This window comes from Pseudomonas japonica (assembly GCF_900188455.1).
Taxonomy (GTDB): Bacteria; Pseudomonadota; Gammaproteobacteria; order Pseudomonadales; family Pseudomonadaceae; genus Aquipseudomonas; species Aquipseudomonas japonica.
Genome location: NZ_FZOL01000012.1, coordinates 20,013 through 40,598, shown reverse-complemented (window position 1 = coordinate 40,598; position 20,586 = coordinate 20,013). Strand labels below are relative to the sequence as shown.

The following is a 20,586-nucleotide window of genomic DNA, read 5'->3' as shown; positions in this document are numbered from 1 at the left end:
GCTCATCCCTTCAGATACGAATGTATTGCAATTGGGGCACCGCAACGCGGTCGCCCCTGCTAAGATTGTGCCCGCGCTGCGGCGCCCACTGGCGCAATGCCAGTAGCCTTTCGCACTTGCGCGCCCTTTTTGCGCCTTCCTTTCGCCGTACCGGGCTTTCAGCTTCGGGGTAGCTGCCGACTCATAACGGCGCGCCCGCTGCGGGCCCTCAAGGAGTTTTGCCGCATGTCCCTGCAACGCCCTCGCCTGCCCCTCAGCCTGCTCACGGTCGGCCTGACCCTGAGCACCCCGCACGCTTTCGCCGAAGGCAGCGTCACCCTTGCTCCGGTCACGGTTTCCGATAGCTGGAGCGATGGCTACCAGTCGCGCCAGGCTCAGGTCGCCGGCTTCACCTCCGCGCCACTGCTGGACACCCCGGCCTCGGTCTCGGTGTTCACCGAACAGTTGCTGCAGGACCGCCAGGTGCGCCTGCTCAGCGAAGTGCTGCAGAGCGACGCCTCGGTGGGCGAGTCCTACGCGCCGATCGGCTACTACGAGAATTTCAATGTGCGCGGCTTCAGCCTCGATGCGGCGCACAGCTACAAGATCAACGGCCAGACCATCACCGGCGAACAGAACGTGGCGCTGGAGAACAAGCAGCAGGTGGAGCTGCTCAAGGGTTTGTCCGGCCTGCAGAGCGGTGTGTCCGAACCCGGCGGGGTGATCAACTACGTGACCAAGCGCGCGGAGGATGTCCGGTCGCTGACGGTCTCCGGCAGCGCCGAGGGCGAACGCTATATCGCCACCGACCTCGGCGGCTGGTTCGGCAGCGAGCGCCAGTTCGGTCTGCGCGCCAACCTGGCCCATGAAGACATCCGCAGCTACGTCGATCACGCCGACGGCAAGCGCGACTTCGCCTCCCTGGCCTTCGACTGGCAGATGAGCCCGGATGCCCTGCTGCAACTGGATGTCGAGTACCAGAGCCGCGAACAGTATTCGGTGCCGGGCTACCAGTTGCTCGGCGGCAGCAGCCTGCCCCACGGCATCGACCCCAAGGACCGCCTGGCCTGGCAGGACTGGGCCAGACCGGTGAAATCCGACTCGCTGAATCTTGGCGGGCGTTTCGAGTACCGCTTCAATGAGGCCTGGACCGGGGCGCTGAGCGCGTCGCGCAGTCGGGTGGTGATCGATGACTACAGTTCGTTTGCCTGGGGCTGCTACTACACCAGCAACTGCCCGGGCCTGGGCAACACCTTCAGCCCCGAAGGCGACTACGACATCTATGACTTCCGCAGCCCGGACGACACCCGGCGCACCGATGAGGCACAGGCAACCCTGGCCGGACGTTTCGATGCGCTGGGGGTCGGCCATGAGTTGACCGTCGGCACCAGCGCGCAGCGCCGTACCGTGGATCAGCGTCCGATGTTCAACGAGGCCACCGGGTTGATCTCGGGCCAACCCAACATCTATCAGGACACGCCCGCGGTCATCCCGTCCGACAAAACGCCCGGCCACACCGAGCGCCGCCTCGACAGCCGCCAGTACGGCCTGTTCTTCAGTGACCGGATCAGCTTCACCGAGCAATGGCAAAGCGTGATCGGCGCCCGCGTGGTGCGCCTGGACGAGGAAGCGTTCAATCAGGCCGGCGATTCACTGCGCCACACCCGCCAATACCAACTGCTGCCCAATGCCGCGCTGATCTACAAGCCGCGGCCGGACATCTCCGTGTACACCAGCTACAGCAAGGGCCTCTCTTCCGGCGGCGTGGCGCCCTGGTTCGTCCTCAACAACCAGGACATCCTCGCCCCGACCACCTCGCACCAGATCGAACTGGGCGTCAAGCGCGACTGGCAGCGCATGAGCTTCAGCGCCGCGCTGTTCCAGCTGCGGCAGGCCTACCAGTACACGCAGCCAGACGGTGCCGGCAACTTCACCTACGTGCAGCAAGGCCAGCAGAAGAACATCGGTCTGGAACTGGGTGCCAGCGGCTGGCTGACCTCGGACCTGCAGATCAACGCCAGCGCCGCAGCGATCCGTGCCCGGGTCGCGGACAGCGGCACCGATGCCTACGACGACCATCAGGCACTCAACGTCCCGCGACTGCGCGCGGCGTTGCAGGCCGACTACAGCATCCCCGGCGTACCCGGCCTGGCCCTGCTCGGCGGCCTGCGCTACAGCGCCAGCAAGTACGCCAACCAGGAAGGCACGGTGGCGGTCGGCGGCTACAGCGTATTCGACGTGGGCAGCCGCTACCGCACGCGAATCGCCGGGTACGACACGGTGCTGCGACTGACGGTGGATAACGTCTTCGACAAGCGCTACTGGCGGGATGTGGGGGATTACCTGGGCGACAACTACCTGTTCCAGGGCGCGCCGCGAACGGCGCGGGTGTCGGCTTCGGTCAGTTTCTGAGGGGGGCGGGGCTCTTACGGGCCCCATCGCTGCGGTTCGAGGGAGCACCGGCATGGAAAGCCGGAATGCAAAAAGCCCCCGGAAACTCATCGTTTCCAGGGGCTTTTCGGTATTACGAAAGTGGCGGTGAAGAAGGGATTCGAACCCTTACGGGTTCCTTCCCAGGCCGCTCCAGGCCGATAAATTCGGGAGGAGGCCCTGAAATAAATGGCCTGCAGCGGCCCAAGCCGGCCTGGGTTTTGTACTAATTTTGTCCTAAACCTCAGGTCACCTACTCATGCCAATTCTGCTGTCTGCCCCACACCCGACGATGAGAGTTTGACAGCCAGAGGGGAATGCAGTGGATCGCCATCAGGCTCATTGGAAAGCAAGAATGGGAATTCTTTCTCTTGATCGTATTCGGCGTACCCTTTGCCCCTTGGGTTGCCGGGCTTAGCCGAGTAGCCGGCGTCGGCACCAAAAAGCGCGGCTAGGATTTGTAAAATTGCCCTGATAAGCGCCATCGCTTCCTCATAGGTGATCTCCTGCCTGACCTGAGCCCCGGATTTTTTCACTTTTAGTTTGATAAAGGGTGCGCGAGCGGTGTTTTCCGGGACGAAGTACATGTAGATCCAACCTCCGTTGACCCAGTAGCGCTGCTCTGCCGGATTAGACTTTCCTTTACTTGTTGGAACTCGTTTTGAAATCTCAGCTTGTAGCTGTAGAAGCATATGCGGCTCATACCTGATGCCCTCCTGCAAGGTGAGTTTTTGAAATGTAAATCGAGCTTTTTTCAAAACCTTTCCGGAAGTAACACGCCCGTCGAACTCATATGCGATTCCCCTCGGCAGGCCTTGACTGTCATATCGCAGATGAACATAGACGCCTTGCCTCCTCAAAGCCCGAACGAGATTGATAATATCTCCGTTACGTTCCTTGGTACTTTCGACACAAGCTCCAACCCTTGCAGCAAGACGGGATCTGTAGGGCATGGAGTGGGCCCGTGCGGCCCCCTGCACGTCTCTACTTCTAACAGCAACGCTCCAACTCTCCTCTGGTCTCGGGGCCTTTCTGAGTCCAAACAGACACTCTATATCGCTTATCGATTGAAGGTTTAATTCAAAGTTATTTTTATCATGAACCATCTTGAAGCCAGGCTCGTAGCGAATGCGATTCGCTACAATATGAACGTGCTGATTCCCAGTATCCGGATGAAGGACTGCCGCGTATTTATTCGAAGTACTGAAACCCATCATCTTCAGGTAGTGCCGCACAGCGACCTGCCACTGCTCATCCGTGAGCGATTCGCCGACATCCAGCGAGAGAACCGCATGGAATATCGGCTTCAAATTCCTCTTCGGCTTCCCTTGTTCGCCAATCTTCAATTTTGTGGCGACATCCATGTCCAATATCATACAACCGAGATCCTCCACACTTCCCTTCCGCATACCAATTTCCGGAAAAAAAGCAAAGCAGTTTGTATCGATGGTTTTAATTCCAGCAAGTTCGTGATCGTGTTTCTTCGCCCCATAAACGTACTTTATACGATTGGTACTAGACCCAGTTGAAGACCTTAAAACCTTACCAATCATAGTTCTCACCCTCCTCTCCATTTCCAGCAAGCTTAATCCTTTCTAGCTCTCCGAAAATGTTAACGGCAACGTGCATTATCTTTTTTATTAACAGCTCCTTCTCTTCTTCATCCAAGATCATCTGTGCGAGCTCAACGAGATGCTCGTTGGCCTTCTGAGCCTGAGGAACAATTACGTATCTGCGCTTCGGTTTAGAATTGATTATATAGTCCCTGACAAAAGCTCCAGCAGCTTTGTAGCCCGACTCCTTGAGTCGTTCATCAAAAATGGTACGTTCATCAGCGGTCATGCGGATTAGCAAACTTTTATCTTTTTTAGCCGGCCTTATCGGCTTAGGGGTGATAACCTTATCTCTCATACAGCACCCTCCCACTCACAGACTGCATCTACTTCTTAAGTATCGCTCCTGGAGCAACACTCAGCGCAACCCCACAAGGGTGTGAGCATCAGGATATTTCGAAAGAAATTTACCGTCGGCGTATATCACCGACATAACTTGTTTCTTGGTATAGCTTCAGAATCAACACAAAATACCCCCCCAGAAAAATAGTGTATATCACTAAAACATCTGTCCCAATGCTAGCCAATAGCGGCTCAGCTCGGGTCAGCACAGGCCCTACATTAGACGACACTGGCTCAGCATTTGCCTCTCCGGGCGTACTGACGACCCGATCAGACAATGGGCACCTATAAAAATGTGCGAACCGGGACTAGACCCAACTTACACTCCACAGGCAGACTTTAATAGCCATCACATTTCCGAGCGGATACGCCCCATGCTCAAAGACATCTCGAACAGAGGCCACACATTACATATAGTGTCCGCCCATGATATTGACCATTGGATAGATGCGCGGCTTCAGACGTTAACATCCAGACACGCAGACCATGGATTTATTGAAATCGATTCAATTGAATTCCAGCAACTAGAGCACTTCCGCACCTTGCTTAATAAGCTGGCCTTGGCGACTCACCTAAATTCACCTGAAGTCCTCGACAGTTTAGAGCGCCGCCAAAAATGCTCAAGTAAATTACAAGCTGAAAACATGATGACGGGAATATTGAGCTTCACACCTGACCCATACTGACGTAGTTCGCTAACCACGCCGCATTCGCCACTGGTGGGATGAACAATACAAAACCGTGCGGGCCTTTGTGCCGTTGGCATTTGCATTGGACGAGGCCTTCCAGTTCGATTGGAGTGAGAAAGGGCTGGCGGATTAGCGGTGTTCTCCGGCATAGGTCGCACACATGAAGCTCTGTGCCAGCCGTGCCTTCTGGCTGGAGGCCTACCCACCGGCGGCCCAGGCACCGGCCTGATGAGCAATCGTATGAGTGCTCAGTGTAAATCACTCCGCAGTCATGAAGCCTCATCCAAAGGTTCATCCTCTCCTCGCCGCACTACACAGTCACTCCATGCCCTGCTGTCTTTAACACAAATTTCCTCATTGTTTGACCGCAAGCCAAGCTCTTAAAGCTCACTCACCACCAGTCAGCTGATGACCTCGCCGTTGACGGTCATGATGGATCTGAACGCCACGCCGTAAGCTTCAAATCCCAGCCGAGGCCATTCAGATCTGTAATCCAGACAGTCATGATGGTGGCCGTGCACGACCATCTTCGCACCCATTGCCTGGGCGAGCTCATCGATCTCTGAGTAACCATAAGGATGGCAAGTGGGGGCCTCATGACATACCAGGATGTCCGCCTTTTCCATGGCTAACGTGAAGTAGTCGTCAGGGAAGATTGCTGATAGCGCGTGCTGCATTTTCGTCGCTACGATATCTGCATGCTGCGGCCTGAAGGCTAGGTGATCGAGGAAACCCTGATAGTTCTGGATTCCCGTATCGGGGCTACCGGGCAACCAGACTTGGGCTTCGAATGTGCCACCTAGCCCTGCAATGCGATGGCCGGCAATCTCCACGACCCGGCCATGCAAGCTGCGTTCTGCAAGGCTGTTTCCATGGAGGTTATGCCAGTAGGCCGGCCTGTCAGTATCGTGGTTACCGTGGATGAACCAGACCTCAGTGATATCAAGGATCGGTCGCAGGATAATGTCCAAGGGCAAGCTGCATTCGAGGTCACCGAGGAAGACCACTGCCTCGGGACGATGGAGCTTCACCAGTCGGATCACATGATCAAAGCGCCCATGAACATCGCCGAGAAACCAAATCATTCCTTAACCCTGCTACAGCGCCTTGATAGGCTAACGTGTGGATGAGCCAGTCCGTTGGTGATGCCTACTACCCCGGCCGACTCTCACTGTTGCAGATGGAAAACCGTGATACAACGTCTGCTGCCAACCTCACCAGGACACGCTAATCATGAAAGAGCTACGGACAGCCGCTGAGGAGCCAGCACTGTGGCTGGGAATGTGAACGGTGTCCTGACGACCCTCGACGACAACATTGATGCCGTGCGGCAAGACATAGCGGAGCTGGTAGCGGCGAGCGTAAAGCCTTAGGCGGGCTCGTGCCCGAATAACCGATGCAGTGCTGAGACGGAAGTGTGCAGATGTATACCAACAGCCCCTTCGAGAATTCGGCGGGACGCCGACTAACACGCCACCACGCTAAATCGCTTGTGCTCCTTTCAGGTCGGGTCAGCTGCCAAATAACGGAGGGCTGATCTACAGGCTGGGGAATTATTTGAAATTATGGCTCAGCGATAATTTTTCTAAAGAGCAGGTTCCGGTTCGCTGCTAGGAGGCCGTTATCTACCTCTGCCGAGTTACGAAGTGCCGGGCTCTAATGCATCCCTTGTATCAATAGCCTGGAGGAGTGTCGCAGGCGATTCCACAACCTGCGTTCCGAAGCGCTTGGCCAACGGCTGCAGCACGCTGCACATGTAACGATCTGCTCGGAAGAACGAGACGTATGGAATGTAAAGTGCATGGATGATGTCGACGAAATCACTGCCTTTCAGCGCGCGCCCTTTCAGCCCCAGCGAGTTCTGGAGCGAATTGTAGAATCCGTTCAGGCAGACGAAGATGCCAGGGCAGTATTGCTCAACCAGCGCAGCGTCTTCACATGCCGGCGCATCGGGAAATAGACGAGCGATCAATCTGTTCACGACATCGATCACTCCCTGCTTTTTCAACCTCGTCCAGCGCTCACCGCTGGCTCCCTTCATAGCGTTTGCGCGTTCAGCCTCGGACAGATTAGTCAGATTCTCGGCGAGCTCCGAGAGTGTTTTACTGCAGCTGTCGAGGAGTTCCTGGGCAGGCCGCCTGACCCATTCGATAATAGCGCCCATCTCATCGTGGTGATTGATGAACCACTGTGACATGAAAGTCGGGTCGCGCAGGCTTTCGAGAAAGGCCTTCTCAGCCTGCTGCCGCGTCGCTTTGCCGATTACATACCTTTTCATCACTAAAGCATCTTTAGGTCGCATGGGGATCTTGGCCAGCAACTCGCTGATATCCATCTCACCAGCACGCTGCTCGAAGCTGCTTCGGAAACCACCTTTTTTCATCATGGTGGCCTCGGCCATCCTGCGCTGCTGGCGGTTCAACTGCTTCCAATCTGGGTCTTCATTTAACCGTCTGCTCAAGTCCAGATTATCCAGCGGACTTATCAATGAGCCCATGTCGGGGAACCAGCCACCGTTGCTGTCAAAGACGTTCACTGGGTGCGGGTCACGCTCTACTAAGCGAGTCAGCTCCGCCCGCATCAGTCGGTCGTAGGCAATCATCGTCGAACGGCCACAGAGCTCGACCATCAGCTCGGTACGTGCCACAGCGGCGTTGGCGTATTGCTGATCCAGGGGCGACATCTCGGAGATATGCGCGCCGGAGTACACAAACCGTACTCCGCCACGCTTTTTGAGTGTCCTGAGCGCAGCAAGTTGTTCGGCTTTTGCTGCGTCGAGCGAAGGATGGCTGAAGTTGGAGTAGTCGCAGCTGTCGAGATAGATGACGGTCGGTTGCTGGGTTTGCATTCCAGTGTCCTTGTCAGGTCGGCGTAGGGTCATCCACATGGGGGTTAAGAAGAGGCCCTAGCCGATGATCCGAGAAACCCCAGCATTTTGCCACCCTGATCAACCTGGCCCGCAACACCACCAGGCAGCACGAAAGCTGCCTGCCCTCACCCACTATCGCCTGCCAGGTAGCGGCAACCAGCTAACACAAGATGCTCAATTCCCCCGCGTTCCTCGCTGTCGAGTTTTGCATAAATTGACGTGTCATTTTAAACGTCCGCCGAGCGCATTACTGCCGGCATGGGCCACGAGGGAGGCGGGGCTCCCTGGTGGCCATCGTGCACCACAGCAAGCCGATGGTCACCGTCACACCATTGAACTCATTCGGGGCGTACGCCCTGCTACTGATGAACCATCGCGAGTTCAACCGCCGACACTTCGAGCACCACGCAGCAGACATCGATCGCCACAGCCAACTCATCAAGGTTGGACAGAGGATGGTGGTAGTAGGCTTGGTGGATACGAGCATGCACATGGCAGTGATCAGCGAGGAGGCTCAGCTACGAAAGCGATTGGGCTTCCTGATGGAGGCTGACCGCTTCTACCGCAGTTTGGATAGCATGACCCGTTTCTTCAAGTGGCTGCGCTGCAAGCTGAAGTAACCCTGGGCGTGCCCGCCTGAGGCCACCGCAATTAGGATAGAGCCCAATTGAGCCACCGCCTTCGGGACTTTCAGGTGCTTGGGGTGAAGATGAGCGAGGTGCTCCAGTAGTCTCGCTCACCAGGTGATGTGCGCGCAAGCGAACGCCCGCTTCCGGTCAAATCATCGAAAGCTTAGATCTCCACTCCCCAAGCCCGAACCTTCTCACGCAGCTGTTCACGGTGCGCCATGTTCTCGCTGTGACCCAGGTAATGGGTACCAACCAGTTGGTTGAACTGGGGGAGTATGCCCGGAGTGATCAACGGCCTGCCCTTCTTGAGCCCAAGATGGATCTCGATGTTGCGAAACGCCAAAGCTCCGCTCTCCTCTAGGTCAATGTCCCCCGAGAAGAGGTCGGCGATATCTGCGAAAGGTTCGAGGATCACCCGCCTCAGCGCCAAGACTGTCATCCCTTGGTGCATTTTCCCCAAATGCCGGTAGAAGAACGACGTTACGCCGGCACCGCATATCTGCACACGCTCGATCGCCGATGGGTACTTGGGCGATGCGCTAGCAGGCGCGAACAAGCGGTCATACACACGGCGCAGGGCTTCCCCGTATGCCGGCAGCAGGGCATTCTCACGCTCAGCATCGAAAGCAGGAGTGCGCATGTTCCGAATTATCGTTTGAACCTTCTGACACCTTGCAACGGCGGTGAGTACCAGCCGGGAGCCGAAGAAGTCAGCCCACATCTCGATTGCCTTGCTGTCCAAGTCATCCTTGTCCAGGTGCTTGGTATGAGCATTGGCCCAATGAGCAAGCTCATGGCCAGCGATAATCAGGCAATAAAACAGGTCGGCGTGATTGCTCACAGCATCGTCAGCGAAGCGGTAGGAGAACCTCAGTGTCGGGATACCTCCAACATTCGCCACCTCGGCAAGGACTGCCGGGTCACCGTCAAAATCGCATTTCACGTTGGGCTGGTGATTTGATTCGTGCATCGACTGAAAGTCTTCGATGAACGCTTCGATGACATCCTTGTTGCTGATCGGCACCTTGCACCTCCACACATTGGGAGTGCCATCATCGCTTGATCTCCTGCCCTATGCCAACAGCCCCCCAGGTACACACCAGCAACCCACGAATGCCCCGATCTTGTTTAGTATGGCGACTGAGACCGAAAGTGATTGCACCTGTGGGTCTGAGAAAGCCCAGAAGATCTGTTGCCGCTGAGTGGCTCATCTCGATACTGGCCTGTACGTCAGGTCTTGAGCCCCCCTGCCCGCTGCGGCGACGCCAGAAGGCAGGGACTATCACGATCCCACGAGATCATGGCCCACGCAGACGAAGGGTGTTAATGCCCTCCAGCAGCGCAACCACCTGCACGACCACGCCCGCGTCAAAATCTTCTCGGTCGGCCTCCTCATGGGTGCCTTTGTTCAGGTACCCCCAGACCAGTGTCTGTTCACCAATGCCCAGAATCTGAACCAGCGCATCTATCAGCGGCTGTTTATCGGGATGCTCGAAGCTATTGGCCCCTCGCAGCTTTGAGCAGATAGATGTGCACAGGTTGCTCAGGCTGGGCTGATCTCCGTCCCTGGCTAACTGGACGGTGAGTACTCCCTGACTGCATTTCCCCAACCATTTCCAGATCTTCGAAGTGAGCATTTCCAGTGCCTGCCGGGAGAACTGCAATGCCGCCCGGTGATCACCACGATCAACTGCAGATCTGGCCAATACAAGGTATGCCTGAGGTGGAACGTTGCGGATCACTCGGGGGTGATAATTCCCCTGATGGTGTATGAAGGCGTAGGCCAACCATTGGCTCTGCTCAACATGGTTCTGGATATCCTTGATGAACTCGTTACTGTGGCAGGTGACAATGATCTGGGTATTTGCGAACCGCTCGCTCTCGAAAAGAGCTTCCCGAATCCCTTGTCGGTGCTCGTGGTCGATCGCATTGATTGCATCGTCAAAGATCACTGCCGGCGCCTGAATGCTCGATGCCTTGGCCAGCAGTATCGCCAGTCCCAGGCATCTGACATGCCCCTCACTGAGCACTTGAAGAGCGTCGACTAGGCGCTCTGGAGCTCCACGAAAACACAGCTCTATCCGTCCTTCGCCAGTTAACGGCAGATGCAACTCGGCGAGTTTGTCCTCGTCCGCATCGCGCACGTTGAACTCGTTATAAAGCTCCAACGCCTGCGCATTCAAACCTGCCATTAGGGTGCCAGGCAGCTCAGAACGGTGTCTTCGCAGCAGAGCCAAGAACTCGGCATAAGCCACCTGGATTTTCGACTCAGCGATAATCAATTCGCGCTCAGCTGCAGCTGCTGCGATCAGCTCAGCGTTCTGCGCCTCGAACTCAACAATTCGTTGCCTTGCAGTGGCGACAAGCGTCTGGGCTTGCTGCCTCCTGGCGGCATGCTCGGCCAATGCTATTCGGACGCCGTTCAGCCGATCTCGCTCAGCGACTAGGGACTGCCTGCGTGCAAGATTCTGTTGAGTCGCAGCATCCTCTTGCTCCAAGAGCGCTGCCCAATCCACAGCTTGCTGTGCAAGTGATGGAGCACCCTCGATTTGGATATAGCCTAGTCGCCACCAGGCGGTGTCTGCGACTACGCCGGGAGATGCCAAGTAACGAGCTATCGTGTTCTCACTTTCAGTCCTTGGGGTCGCGCGTTGAGCAAAGTGGGTCAGGTAAGCACTCAGCGCATCGGATGCGGCCCTTCGGCGCCCTATCGCAGCCTGGTAGCTTTGCTGCAGCGCCGTCAGCTCACGCAACTGCTCGAGGCCCTGCGTGGCTTTTTGGTAAGGGTTTACCTGCGCATGTGGTACCCCTTGTAATGGTGTATCGCAGGCCGGGCAGCGATCGGGGGAGACGGCCTGCAAACGCTGAACAGCAGTGAACAGCGCTTGGTAATCAACATCGCTATGTTGCTGTGCAAGCCGTTGCGACAGCGATTCAACTTCATTGTGAGCTTCATCAGCTCTCTGGTAGGCAGCCAACAGGTTCTGCTGGCTGACCCCGTACAGCATGGGAGGTGTCTGATTGAGCGTTAGCTCCAGCTCTTGAAGCCGTCCAGGCACACCGAAAAGACCCACGGCTTCCTGAAGCTGCCTGTAGGACATGTCACCCGCATACTGATGAGCGTAAGCTTCTTCGACTCGCTGGAATTCAGCTCCTGCCATCGCCTCACCCGCCACCACTCCCATGTCATTGGCAATGGAGTTTTGCCGGAGCTCCAGCTCCTGGGCTCTCAGCGGCGCCAAATTGAGTTGATCCGTCAGCGACTCATTGAACTGCGCCACAAACTCGTTGTAATGATCCATACCAAACAGCGCCGCGATGAGCTCGGTCTTCTGGCCAGCAGGCTTAGCCGCAATCCTTGAAAACGAGTCGATCCGATTTTTTTCGATGAAGCAGAACCTATAAGCGTCTGCATCAGCATCGATCGTCATGGGCTGGCCGGCCAAGTTGATACCCCGAAGCTGGGGAGCAACATAGCGATTCTCATGGATATTGCGCAGGTATTGCCCGGCATCGATACGCTTCTGGGCCCCTTCATCCACAGCACCCAGCAATGCGTACTCCAGCGCTTCACACAGGCTGGTTTTTCCGCTGCCGTTAGGGCCATAGAACAAAATCAGGCGCTTGGTGAGATCAAACGTCTCAGGATTTCGAAATCCTCGAAACGGGCCGATCGTGAGTTCGGAAAGGCTTCGCCAACGCCAACCGCCCCCCGCCGCGATAGCGTTCAACCAGGGCAACCCGTTGTTGGTTTCGGCGAATTGGCCCCGAGCGAGCTCAACAATGCGGATGGCCCGCTGGCTGCGATTACGGGATGTAGAACTGATTGAGTCGAAATGCTGCAGTACCAGATTGCCCATACGCCGCGCATCATCCGATGCCCCAGTCGCTGGTTCGTGAAGCCAGCGTACGAAATGCTGATAGTCGTGTATCGCAGATGCCATCCGTGCCTCCCCAGGCTCATGCTTAACCTTTCTTGGTCTGCTGGGATACGTCATATACGAGTCCAAAAGCTGCCAAGTTCTCAGTACACACCTCATGATAGCTACTCGCCAGGATTGGATCGCTCGCGGGCCAGGCATCGTGGAATGAGCACTGTGTCGAGGGCCAGCCCCTCGCATGCGCACCCTCAGCCATGATCAAACCATGACGCGAGCATCTGGGCCCTCCTGCCCAGGTATGGTGGGGTCGAGTTCATCATGGGTTCGAATATGACCCGCTAGCACCGCAACACTGGAATGGCGTTATCAGCCAGCAGACCTCCTTGGAGAGTCCCACAACCAAAAGGCGCGATAGGCTGCAAAAGGTACTTTGCCAAGCTGAACGCCCAGTCGAAGAGCAACAACGAGCCCGCTGCGCGGAAAGCGCGATCCACGCATCGCTGCGCGTCACGACAAAGGGTGCCTGACGAGCCTACCGATCAAGCTCTAGGCCACAGAATTGGCAATGGCGGAGTGGGGCGTCTCGATCAGTGTGGTTGAGGTCAACGCGTTTTGTTATGTGGGCAAGCGGCGAAGGCTGTGATAATGGAGGGCAATCACAAGGGCCATGCCATGCTGACCATCTCTAATAACGTGCATCTTCCAGATGCCGACATCGACCTGACATACATCCGAGCGCAAGGCGCAGGTGGGCAGAATGTCAACAAGGTGTCCAGCGCCGTGCACCTGCGCTTCGACATTCTCGTCACTGCCCGAGTTTTACAAGGAGCGGCTGCTGGCGCTGCGTGACAGTCGCATCACCGGCGACGGCGTGTTGATCATAAAGGCCCAACAGTACCGCACCCAGGAGCAGAACCGCGCTGACGCACTGGCGCGTCTTACCGAGTTGATCATCACTGCCGGCAAGACCGAGAAGAAATGCTGTCCCACCAAGCCGAACTTCGGCTCGAAGACCCGCCGCCTCGAAGGAAAAGCCAGGCGCAGCACTGTCAAGGCAGGTCGGGGCAAGGTGGAGTTCTAGCCCCCCCTCCAGAAAAGTCTATGAACGCTTACTAGCTACCAACTTCTCTCGAATCAAATTGAACAGCTCTGCCTGGTACACAGCATCGTCCAACGCATCATGATTGCCAGAGTTTTCAGGATTCACAACCTTTTCAATCTCACTCGACCGAGTCGACTTCCAGGTGCACTGAGCGGTACCGAAGAACATTGACTTGATGTCGAGTGCTGCGATGCCAAAGGGGTTCTCACCCAGGTACAGATGGAAGTAGTAGTTCACGAAGCTCCAGTCGAAGGAAGCGTTGAACCCTACGAACACGACCGCCTGGCCAGCGCCGGCGAGTGACTCAACCCACGCTTTGAACTGTGCCATTGCATCACGAGGCTCCAAGCCCTCTTTGCGAAGCTTCTCCAGCGACAACCCTGTGACCTCCAGTGCAGCCGGAACGAACGCCTCGGAAATGGGCTTCAGCAAGCATGAAAACTGCAAGGCCGGATTCGACGCCAGACACGCGCCGATCGACAGCATGCTGTACTTACCCGGGATAGGGCCCGATGCCTCGATGTCGACCGAGACGAATATTTCTTTTTCGGCTTTCATAACTACTCCGTTTGAGCTGATGTCTGGATGACTACCGCGCGTACCACTACCAGACACCAAGCCCCTGGAAAGATCACTGAACTAGTCGGTAAAGAGTGTGAGCGAAGCCCCCTCCTCCGTCCCAATCAAACCATCAGCCGCTTACTTGTCTTCCATGACCGGGGATGGCTTCATCTCCAGAATCGACTCGGTCAGATCCTTAAACTCCAGCGGACGATTTGGGAAGGCTTTCGCCATTGCCGTTGGATACAGGCGAGTCCGGATATCAGAGTAAGTCCACGCTGGCTGACCGTTACGCTCACCGGTGACAGTTGCCAATTCGGTCAGTTGTTTATCCGAAAGGCCCATACCCGCAAGATCCATGCTGAACAACTCTTTCCGCTCTGCTGCATCCGGACGAGTGAACTCTTCAACGATGGCAGCACGACGGCGAAGGGCCGCATCCAGAACGGAAAGTCGGTTGGTGCACAAGATCACCACGATGCGGCCGCCGTACTTACGCAGCTCATCGACGCCCTGAATCAAGGTGTTTACTGCCACCTTGTCTTCGTGGTGACTCTGGCTTTGCGATCGGGAAGCCGCAATCGAGTCACCTTCGTCGATGATCAGAATTGCCCGGCGCTTCTTACCCGCAGCCTCAGCAACCTCTGCAAAGGCCTGCGTCAACAAAGTGCCCATCTCGCCGACCTTACCGGAACCACGAACGCGGTTGCTCAACTTGAACAGTACCGAGTCCTCAGCGCGAGAGTCTCGGACGATACGGTTAGCAATGCACTCCGCTGTTGCAGTTTTCCCGGTACCGACGTCGCCATGGAAGATCACCAGGGGATACTGATCGGCCACGAGGTTGCAGATCGGCAGCACACTTTTATGGTACTGCTTGCTCCACTCGGACAACTGGCCCTGGTTCAGCAACAGCTGGAGTTGGTTCTGCACACGTTCATAGCGGCCAGCAAACCCGAGCAAGACTTTCTCGCGATCAGTCAGCTGGATGTCCGGCAGCTCAATGGCCGAGTCAAAAACGGTGGTAGTGCTCATCGGGTATAGTCCTTACGTTCCATGCCATAGCCATTGCTGGAGTATTCACGCCCACCACTCTGGGTCAGCTGAGAGTGAGAAATATCTGCGTAACTGGTCGACCAACTGCCTTTCATTTTGCCGGCCATCTTTTCCTGAGCTCTCGCATCGTAGGCGTCAGTGGTGGCGAGAACGATCCGCAGTTCTGGGTTCGAGAGTCTTGGCCAGAGGGCATTTCCTGGCCGCTGGTTCGCAAGCGAGCCAGATTCATTGACGTAGAATCGAGCAGCCTTGTACTCGACTCCGTAGCTCGACAAGGTGATATCGACATACTCGAGGTAGCCGTACTTGGCCAGAACCTCAATGTCATGCCCCCATTCACGAGCCTCGGCTTCAGTGATCGCACCGCTGCTGGACGCGATCATTACGAGGTCAGCAGTGATACGCCGCATGACCGCTTCAATATCAGTCGTGGTGAAGGTGCTGGTTTGGGTGGAGGTAGAACTCATGCTGCGTCCTCCACCTTAAAGCCCTTGCCGAACAGTTCTTTCCACACCTCGAAGTCATCCTCCATCGAAGCGAAGTTCGCGGTTTCCCACGACTCCTCGGCGAGCTGAACGATTTCCTTGCGCTCGTCCTCGGTGATACGACTCGCGACGTTGTTCGTGTCGCATACCGGATCGATGATCACTACCGTATCCCTGAATTGCGGCACCCAGCCGTTCTCAGGAAACTTGATGACCTCCTTGAGCCCGGACTGCACGATGTACAGCAGGAAGTCCCGGAAGCGCTTCTCCAGCGAGCCAGCCTTGCCGTTCACTTCAAGCACGTGGGCCATGATCAGCTCGACGTGGAAGGACTTGAGTGGTACTTCCTTCCAGGTACGCCAGCGCTTGGCTAGGCGCACCAAGATGCGGAAGTCTGGATCTTCATCCTTCCGATCCTTTACGAACTTCACCTGGCACGGCGCGCAGGTTTCAGTTTTCGAGCCATCGATACGGTCGAACTGCCAGCCGTAGCCGTCCTTGTTCGGGTTCTCGATGACCGGAACGATATCAACCTCCAGCCCGGTACCCACAAAGGTGACCTTCGCTGCCTTGCGCTGGATTTCGAAGTCTTCAACAGACTTGTTGGGGTACAGGTTGACCAGCGCATCGTAGATCTTTTGGCTGAGGGTCGCGAAGGTCTCTTCATCCACCTTCTGGCCACTGATGTAGAAAACCACGTCCACGTCGGCGGGGTTCTGAGCGTTGGGCCGCAGGATGGTGTGCTTGGCAAATGAGCCGGCCTTCACCACCTTCTTGATGGTGATTTTGTCCTGCTTCTTCAGGCTATCCTTTAGCGCTGCGATCAACCGGTCGACTTGGGCGTTGTAGGTCTCCCGCTTTTCCTTCGGCAGGCGCAGCACGTTACTGTCGTAATACTTGATCTGAGTGTTGGTGAGTGGCATGTGCCATCCCCTCCTAGAAATGTTGTGTTAGTCGCAAAGCCTCCCTACCAGCAGCTACACCACATGCCGACGGATGAGATGGCGCGGCCACTCGAGCACAAGGCCCGAATCGCCCTTACGGCTCACTGCAATTCAACCCTCCCAGCACCATCCGAAGAATTCGGCAAGGAAAATTGCGAACCGCAGCCCTCTAGCGTATTATTACTATACGCATAGTTTTTATTTGCAGTCTAGTTTTTATACGCTATTGAGGTTCGATCATGACAAACGAGGCCAAACCCACGGACGACCAACCCACCAGCAAGGGACGGCAAGGAGCACGTTGGGGCCAGGAACGTCGGTTGGAATTCATCGACTATCGACTGCGATGGGATGGCCAGATCAACCGAAGCAGCCTCACGGACTTCTTTGGCATCTCGGTGCCACAAGCTTCGCTGGACATCACTGAGTATTCGAAGCTCGCTGAGAGCAACCTGGAGTACGACACCCGGGCCAGGGTTTACAGGGCGACTGACACATTCAAAGCGGTTTTCTCGTCCACCTCAGTGGAGCGGTACCTAGATGATCTGCTGCGCGTCGCCGTTCAGCCAGAGATCCCCTACGGCAGCTTCCTGGGCTGGCAATCCCCTGTCGCAGCCGTGCCCAAGCTAGGCCGTCGCCTGAACGCAGACATCGTTGGGGCAATCCTCCGTGCGATTCGCGAGACAGAATTTGTTGAGGTCTTCTACCAGTCTATGAACGACCCCGAAGGTGGGGAGCGGCTACTGTCACCCCATGCCTTGGTACACGATGGGAACCGCTGGCACGTTCGCGCGTACTGCCACAAACGCAAAGCCTTCCGGGACTTTTCTCTGACCCGTATCAAACACTGCAAATCTGGTGGGCAAGATCGTGATCGGGTCGATGAAGACTACGCCTGGAACAGAATGGTGGATGTGATTCTCACCCCCCACCCTGGCCTCACCCCCGCCCAGCGAAAATTGATCGAGGCCGACTTTCTGATGGAGAACGGTGAGATGCACGTCGAGTGTCGCCGAGCCCTTCTCTTGTACCTTCTGTTCCAGCTCAACCTGAATGAAGACCAAGCCGATCAGAGGCCCGAGGTCATCCAGCTGGCGCTGAAGAATAGGGATGAGATCAAAGACCTCATCCAGTATTAACACCCCAAAAATCAGCCAACACTCAACACCTCAGCTACCGGAATTGTCACGATGGCAACGCTTGAAAATGAATTCATTCTGATTGCGGGCAGCATCTCCAAGCAGACAGAGAAGGCCTCGATCGATCTCGCGCACGACTTCACTCGCGCGGTCACCAAAAGTGTCCTGGCCGCACAGGGTGGCTTGGTGGTTTACCTCGCAGGGCTTCCTAGCAATGAGGGAGGCGATCCGCTGACCTTCGATTGGACGGTGGTGTACGAGGTGGAAAAGTTGTTGGCTGGTTGCACCCCTGCCCGTCAGCTGAAAATCGTGACCTCTAAGTCGTCCATGCAGGAAAAAATGACTCCAGAACAGCGGATGCTGATCCGCCGGCTCTCGGCTGAAGACTTCGCGGAGATCATCTACCTCGAGGACGACGTGATCACCGGCGGGAACATTGGAGACGAACAAGTTGAAGTCGCCACAGCGATGATCGCCTTGGGTGGCGGCAAGGGCGTCTCAGACCGCGCCCGCAAAATGCGCAGACATAAGTTTCCCGTGCTGCCATTCGACCTCCAGCTGGGTGGATTCAGCGAGGACGGCCAAGGAGCGCTCGGCCTGCACGCAAACTTCTTCAAAGAGCCCCTGACAATGTTCCCCCTCACCGGCGAGCAAGTGAAGGGACGTCTGGATAGCATGTCTTTGCAGGAACCCATCTACGATCTGGACAAAATCGCTGAGCTCTCCGTAGGCCTCTTCCAGGCTGAAATTGAGGCCCGAGAAGCGGCACGGTCTCCTGACCTTCTGGTGATCACAGCCATTGCCATTGAATTGGCAGCTGCAAAAAAAGTGTTCGGTGTCGGCGAAGATGTTCCAGCGCGATTCACCGCCCACGGTGTCCACTATTGGCCAGTGACTATTCAGCGAGCTGACGGCCCACTTTCTTGCGTCATCGCTTCTCTGGGCAATGCTGGCAACGTCAATGCAACCGCCATCACAACGCTTCTCCTTTCGGAGCTGAAGCCTAAAAAGGTTCTGATGATGGGGATTGCAGCGGGCCGGCGTAAAAAGCTGAGCCTCGGTGAAGTCATTTTGTCCGAGCGCGTCGTGTACTACGAAGGGGCGGCAGCGCTCGCCGGTGGCAAGCTTGCTGCGCGACCGGAGATGCCTCGACCTGGGCTTTCTACCCAGCAAGATCTAAACGCTTACTTCGCAACCGCATCCCTACCTGATCGCCTGCAACAACTTGCGAGCGAGCTTGGTTTCGCGATGCCGACTGAGTCCAAAGCCGGCGACGTCGCGGCCCATCTGAAGGTATCCCCAGCAACCATTGCTTCTGGCGAACTACTGATTCGAGACCCGAAGCTTTTCGAGAGTTTCCAAGGGCTTCACGACAAAGCAGTGGTCGCCGAGATGGAAGCATATGGCGTTTTCGAAGCCTGCGAAAAGCAGAGCGTGCCCGTCTTGGTGGTACGCGGCATCAGCGATTACGGTGACAAAAGCAAGGACAACACCTTCCACAAAGTGGCGTCCGAAGCGGCTGCCATTGTGACCCTTGATTACGCCACGCACGGATGGACTCGCAAACTGACTCTCTGAATTATCGTCTCTCGTTGAAGTAAGCGCCCTGCAGTCGTGGGCGCTTTTTCCATACAAGGCTACCTGCTCCGGCGGAATCGTCGGAGTGAACACGGAGGCATCAACGTGACTGAAGACACTCACGCTGCAGAACAGCCATTACCACCCTGCTCCATTCCTGCGTCGTGCAAGATTAGTTTTAGGGATATTCCTGAGGGTGCTGAATGGAAAGACAAATTCATCTCTGCCGTCAGTGACGTCGTCGTTACCTGTGGTCGAGTCATGGATCTGTCGAATTTGGACGGTGTCACGATTGGCTTCGATTACGATGCAGCGCTGGATTCGTTGAACTTGGGCTATGAGTCAACAATAGCTAAGCAATACACCAACGAAGGTGGTCTCGTGGGAGTCGGTAAATGCCTTAGGGTTCGCCGGGATGGCGCCATCAAGATGCACGTTGTGCTGAAAGGAAGCATCCTTCTCGATGTGGCTTTACGAGACCTGGAGAGTGATGAGTTTTGGGCTGCGGCCAACATTCTCGCGCATGAGCTAGGCCACGTTCAGACAGCAGGCTGGTTCGAGAATCATTCCCCGGGAGTGATGCTGGAACCTCATCAGGGGGACTGGGCTACGAGCACCCTGCAGGACACAGCTCACACGATCTGGGAAGAATATGCAGCCTGCCGACTTAGCGCTTTGATCAGTCGGGGAACGCTCGTGACTGATAGCTATGTCCAAGGCCTAGAAACATCTCTCGAAGGCGCTGTAGACAGGGCGCGCACCACGATCAAAGAGTTCAGGATGCATGGCGACGTTGCCAGGCTGTTGGTAGAGACAGGGCGCGAAACCGCAATGCCACTGAAAATGGTGGCCTACCTCATGGGTCATCTGGATGGCATTGACGAACCTGTCGACCTTGAGGAACGCTGCCAAGTCCCCAGCGATCTGACCCAGCACTTCGATGCATTGTTAGGTGCACTGCGGGAAGCATGGGAAACAAGAACCTCTTGGAATGGCCTTACCAGCCTTAATCCAATCGTAGAGGTCATTGTGGATGCACTTAGGACGGCTGGGATCGAGGTCACCTTGACTGAAGTACCTCCAGGCTCACGTGTTGACGTACCCTACCGAGCAGAGACGCTGCCCAACGGCGAGGCGGATATGGCGATCATACGAATGAGACAAGCGCTGGGGCTCGAATCGTAGATTCCGATCGGCTTTCACGAGTCGCGTACTGCTGCGGCTCGTGAAGTTCTCGCCATGCCTGCCACCTCGAACCAGTAACCACCTCAGCACTTAGGCCGTGTCAG

Annotated in this window: 16 protein-coding genes and 2 pseudogenes; 8 read left to right on the top strand and 10 right to left on the bottom strand. The window is 56.2% G+C overall.

The features are described from left to right. Positions 1-225: 225 nt before the first annotated feature. Positions 226-2,391, top strand: a complete 2,166-nt coding sequence (locus tag CHB99_RS15780; protein WP_042122375.1) for a TonB-dependent siderophore receptor — start codon at positions 226-228, stop codon at positions 2,389-2,391. Positions 2,392-2,666: 275 nt separating this feature from the next. Here CHB99_RS15780 and CHB99_RS15775 read toward each other — a convergent pair whose 3' ends face one another. Together CHB99_RS15775 and CHB99_RS15770 are read right to left on the bottom strand one after the other, a co-directional pair. Continuing rightward, complete coding sequence (locus CHB99_RS15775; RefSeq protein ID WP_167335843.1) at positions 2,667-3,962, bottom strand: relaxase/mobilization nuclease domain-containing protein; 1,296 nt, start codon at positions 3,960-3,962, stop codon at positions 2,667-2,669. After that, positions 3,952-4,320, bottom strand: a complete 369-nt coding sequence (locus CHB99_RS15770; RefSeq protein ID WP_141137299.1) for a hypothetical protein — start codon at positions 4,318-4,320, stop codon at positions 3,952-3,954. Before CHB99_RS15770 ends, CHB99_RS15775 begins: the two co-directional genes overlap by 11 nt. Before the next feature lie 418 nt (positions 4,321-4,738). Between CHB99_RS15770 and CHB99_RS29570 the strand changes: the two genes are divergently transcribed. Further along, a complete protein-coding gene (locus CHB99_RS29570; protein ID WP_141137298.1) occupies positions 4,739-5,050 on the top strand; it encodes a hypothetical protein in 312 nt (103 codons plus the stop codon). A 22-nt stretch (positions 5,051-5,072) separates the two neighbouring features. Then, positions 5,073-5,258 (top strand): annotated as a pseudogene (locus tag CHB99_RS30610) (IS21 family transposase); the annotation flags it as partial. Between the two features lie 196 nt (positions 5,259-5,454). On the opposite strand, the gene CHB99_RS15765 reads toward CHB99_RS30610, so the two are convergent. Both CHB99_RS15765 and CHB99_RS15760 read right to left on the bottom strand, forming a co-directional pair. Then, positions 5,455-6,138: a metallophosphoesterase family protein gene (locus tag CHB99_RS15765; RefSeq protein WP_042122377.1), complete on the bottom strand. Its 684-nt coding sequence runs from the start codon at positions 6,136-6,138 to the stop codon at positions 5,455-5,457. Between the two features lie 554 nt (positions 6,139-6,692). Further along, positions 6,693-7,901, bottom strand: a complete 1,209-nt coding sequence (locus tag CHB99_RS15760) for a hypothetical protein (protein WP_042122378.1) — start codon at positions 7,899-7,901, stop codon at positions 6,693-6,695. Between the two features lie 308 nt (positions 7,902-8,209). Between CHB99_RS15760 and CHB99_RS15755 the strand changes: the two genes are divergently transcribed. Continuing rightward, complete coding sequence (locus tag CHB99_RS15755; RefSeq protein WP_042122379.1) at positions 8,210-8,542, top strand: hypothetical protein; 333 nt, start codon at positions 8,210-8,212, stop codon at positions 8,540-8,542. 172 nt (positions 8,543-8,714) lie between these two features. On the opposite strand, the gene CHB99_RS15750 is transcribed toward CHB99_RS15755, so the two are convergent. After that, positions 8,715-9,575 (bottom strand): hypothetical protein, encoded by an 861-nt coding sequence (locus tag CHB99_RS15750; protein ID WP_245655581.1) that lies wholly within the window; start codon positions 9,573-9,575, stop codon positions 8,715-8,717. 274 nt (positions 9,576-9,849) lie between these two features. Further along, complete coding sequence (locus CHB99_RS15745) at positions 9,850-12,411, bottom strand: AAA family ATPase (protein WP_245655582.1); 2,562 nt, start codon at positions 12,409-12,411, stop codon at positions 9,850-9,852. 693 nt (positions 12,412-13,104) lie between these two features. On the opposite strand from CHB99_RS15745, the pseudogene arfB reads away from it, so the two are divergent. Continuing rightward, a pseudogene (gene arfB, locus CHB99_RS15740) lies at positions 13,105-13,513 on the top strand (alternative ribosome rescue aminoacyl-tRNA hydrolase ArfB). 18 nt (positions 13,514-13,531) lie between these two features. Here the strand turns inward: arfB and CHB99_RS15735 are convergent. The 4 genes from CHB99_RS15735 to CHB99_RS15720 form a co-directional block, all read right to left on the bottom strand. Then, positions 13,532-14,092 carry a 3'-5' exonuclease gene (locus CHB99_RS15735; RefSeq protein ID WP_042122381.1) on the bottom strand — a complete coding sequence of 187 codons (561 nt, stop codon included), beginning with the start codon at positions 14,090-14,092 and terminating at the stop codon, positions 13,532-13,534. A 141-nt stretch (positions 14,093-14,233) separates the two neighbouring features. After that, positions 14,234-15,130, bottom strand: a complete 897-nt coding sequence (locus CHB99_RS15730) for an AAA family ATPase (protein ID WP_042122382.1) — start codon at positions 15,128-15,130, stop codon at positions 14,234-14,236. Continuing rightward, entirely contained in the window at positions 15,127-15,618 is a 492-nt protein-coding gene (locus CHB99_RS15725; protein WP_042122383.1) for an HORMA-1 domain-containing protein, read from the bottom strand. The genes CHB99_RS15730 and CHB99_RS15725 overlap by 4 nt, the downstream gene beginning before the upstream one ends. Beyond that, a complete protein-coding gene (locus CHB99_RS15720; RefSeq protein ID WP_042122384.1) occupies positions 15,615-16,559 on the bottom strand; it encodes a CBASS oligonucleotide cyclase in 945 nt (314 codons plus the stop codon). Before CHB99_RS15720 ends, CHB99_RS15725 begins: the two co-directional genes overlap by 4 nt. A gap of 341 nt (positions 16,560-16,900) precedes the next feature. On the opposite strand from CHB99_RS15720, the gene CHB99_RS15715 reads away from it, so the two are divergent. The 3 genes from CHB99_RS15715 to CHB99_RS29800 all read left to right on the top strand — a co-directional run bounded on the left by CHB99_RS15715 (position 16,901) and on the right by CHB99_RS29800 (position 20,482). After that, a complete protein-coding gene (locus CHB99_RS15715; RefSeq protein ID WP_084702585.1) occupies positions 16,901-17,719 on the top strand; it encodes a WYL domain-containing protein in 819 nt (272 codons plus the stop codon). Positions 17,720-17,770: 51 nt separating this feature from the next. Next, positions 17,771-19,297, top strand: a complete 1,527-nt coding sequence (locus CHB99_RS15710; protein WP_042122386.1) for a phosphorylase family protein — start codon at positions 17,771-17,773, stop codon at positions 19,295-19,297. Positions 19,298-19,402: 105 nt separating this feature from the next. After that, complete coding sequence (locus CHB99_RS29800) at positions 19,403-20,482, top strand: hypothetical protein (protein WP_170946387.1); 1,080 nt, start codon at positions 19,403-19,405, stop codon at positions 20,480-20,482. The last annotated feature ends 104 nt before the right edge of the window (positions 20,483-20,586 follow it).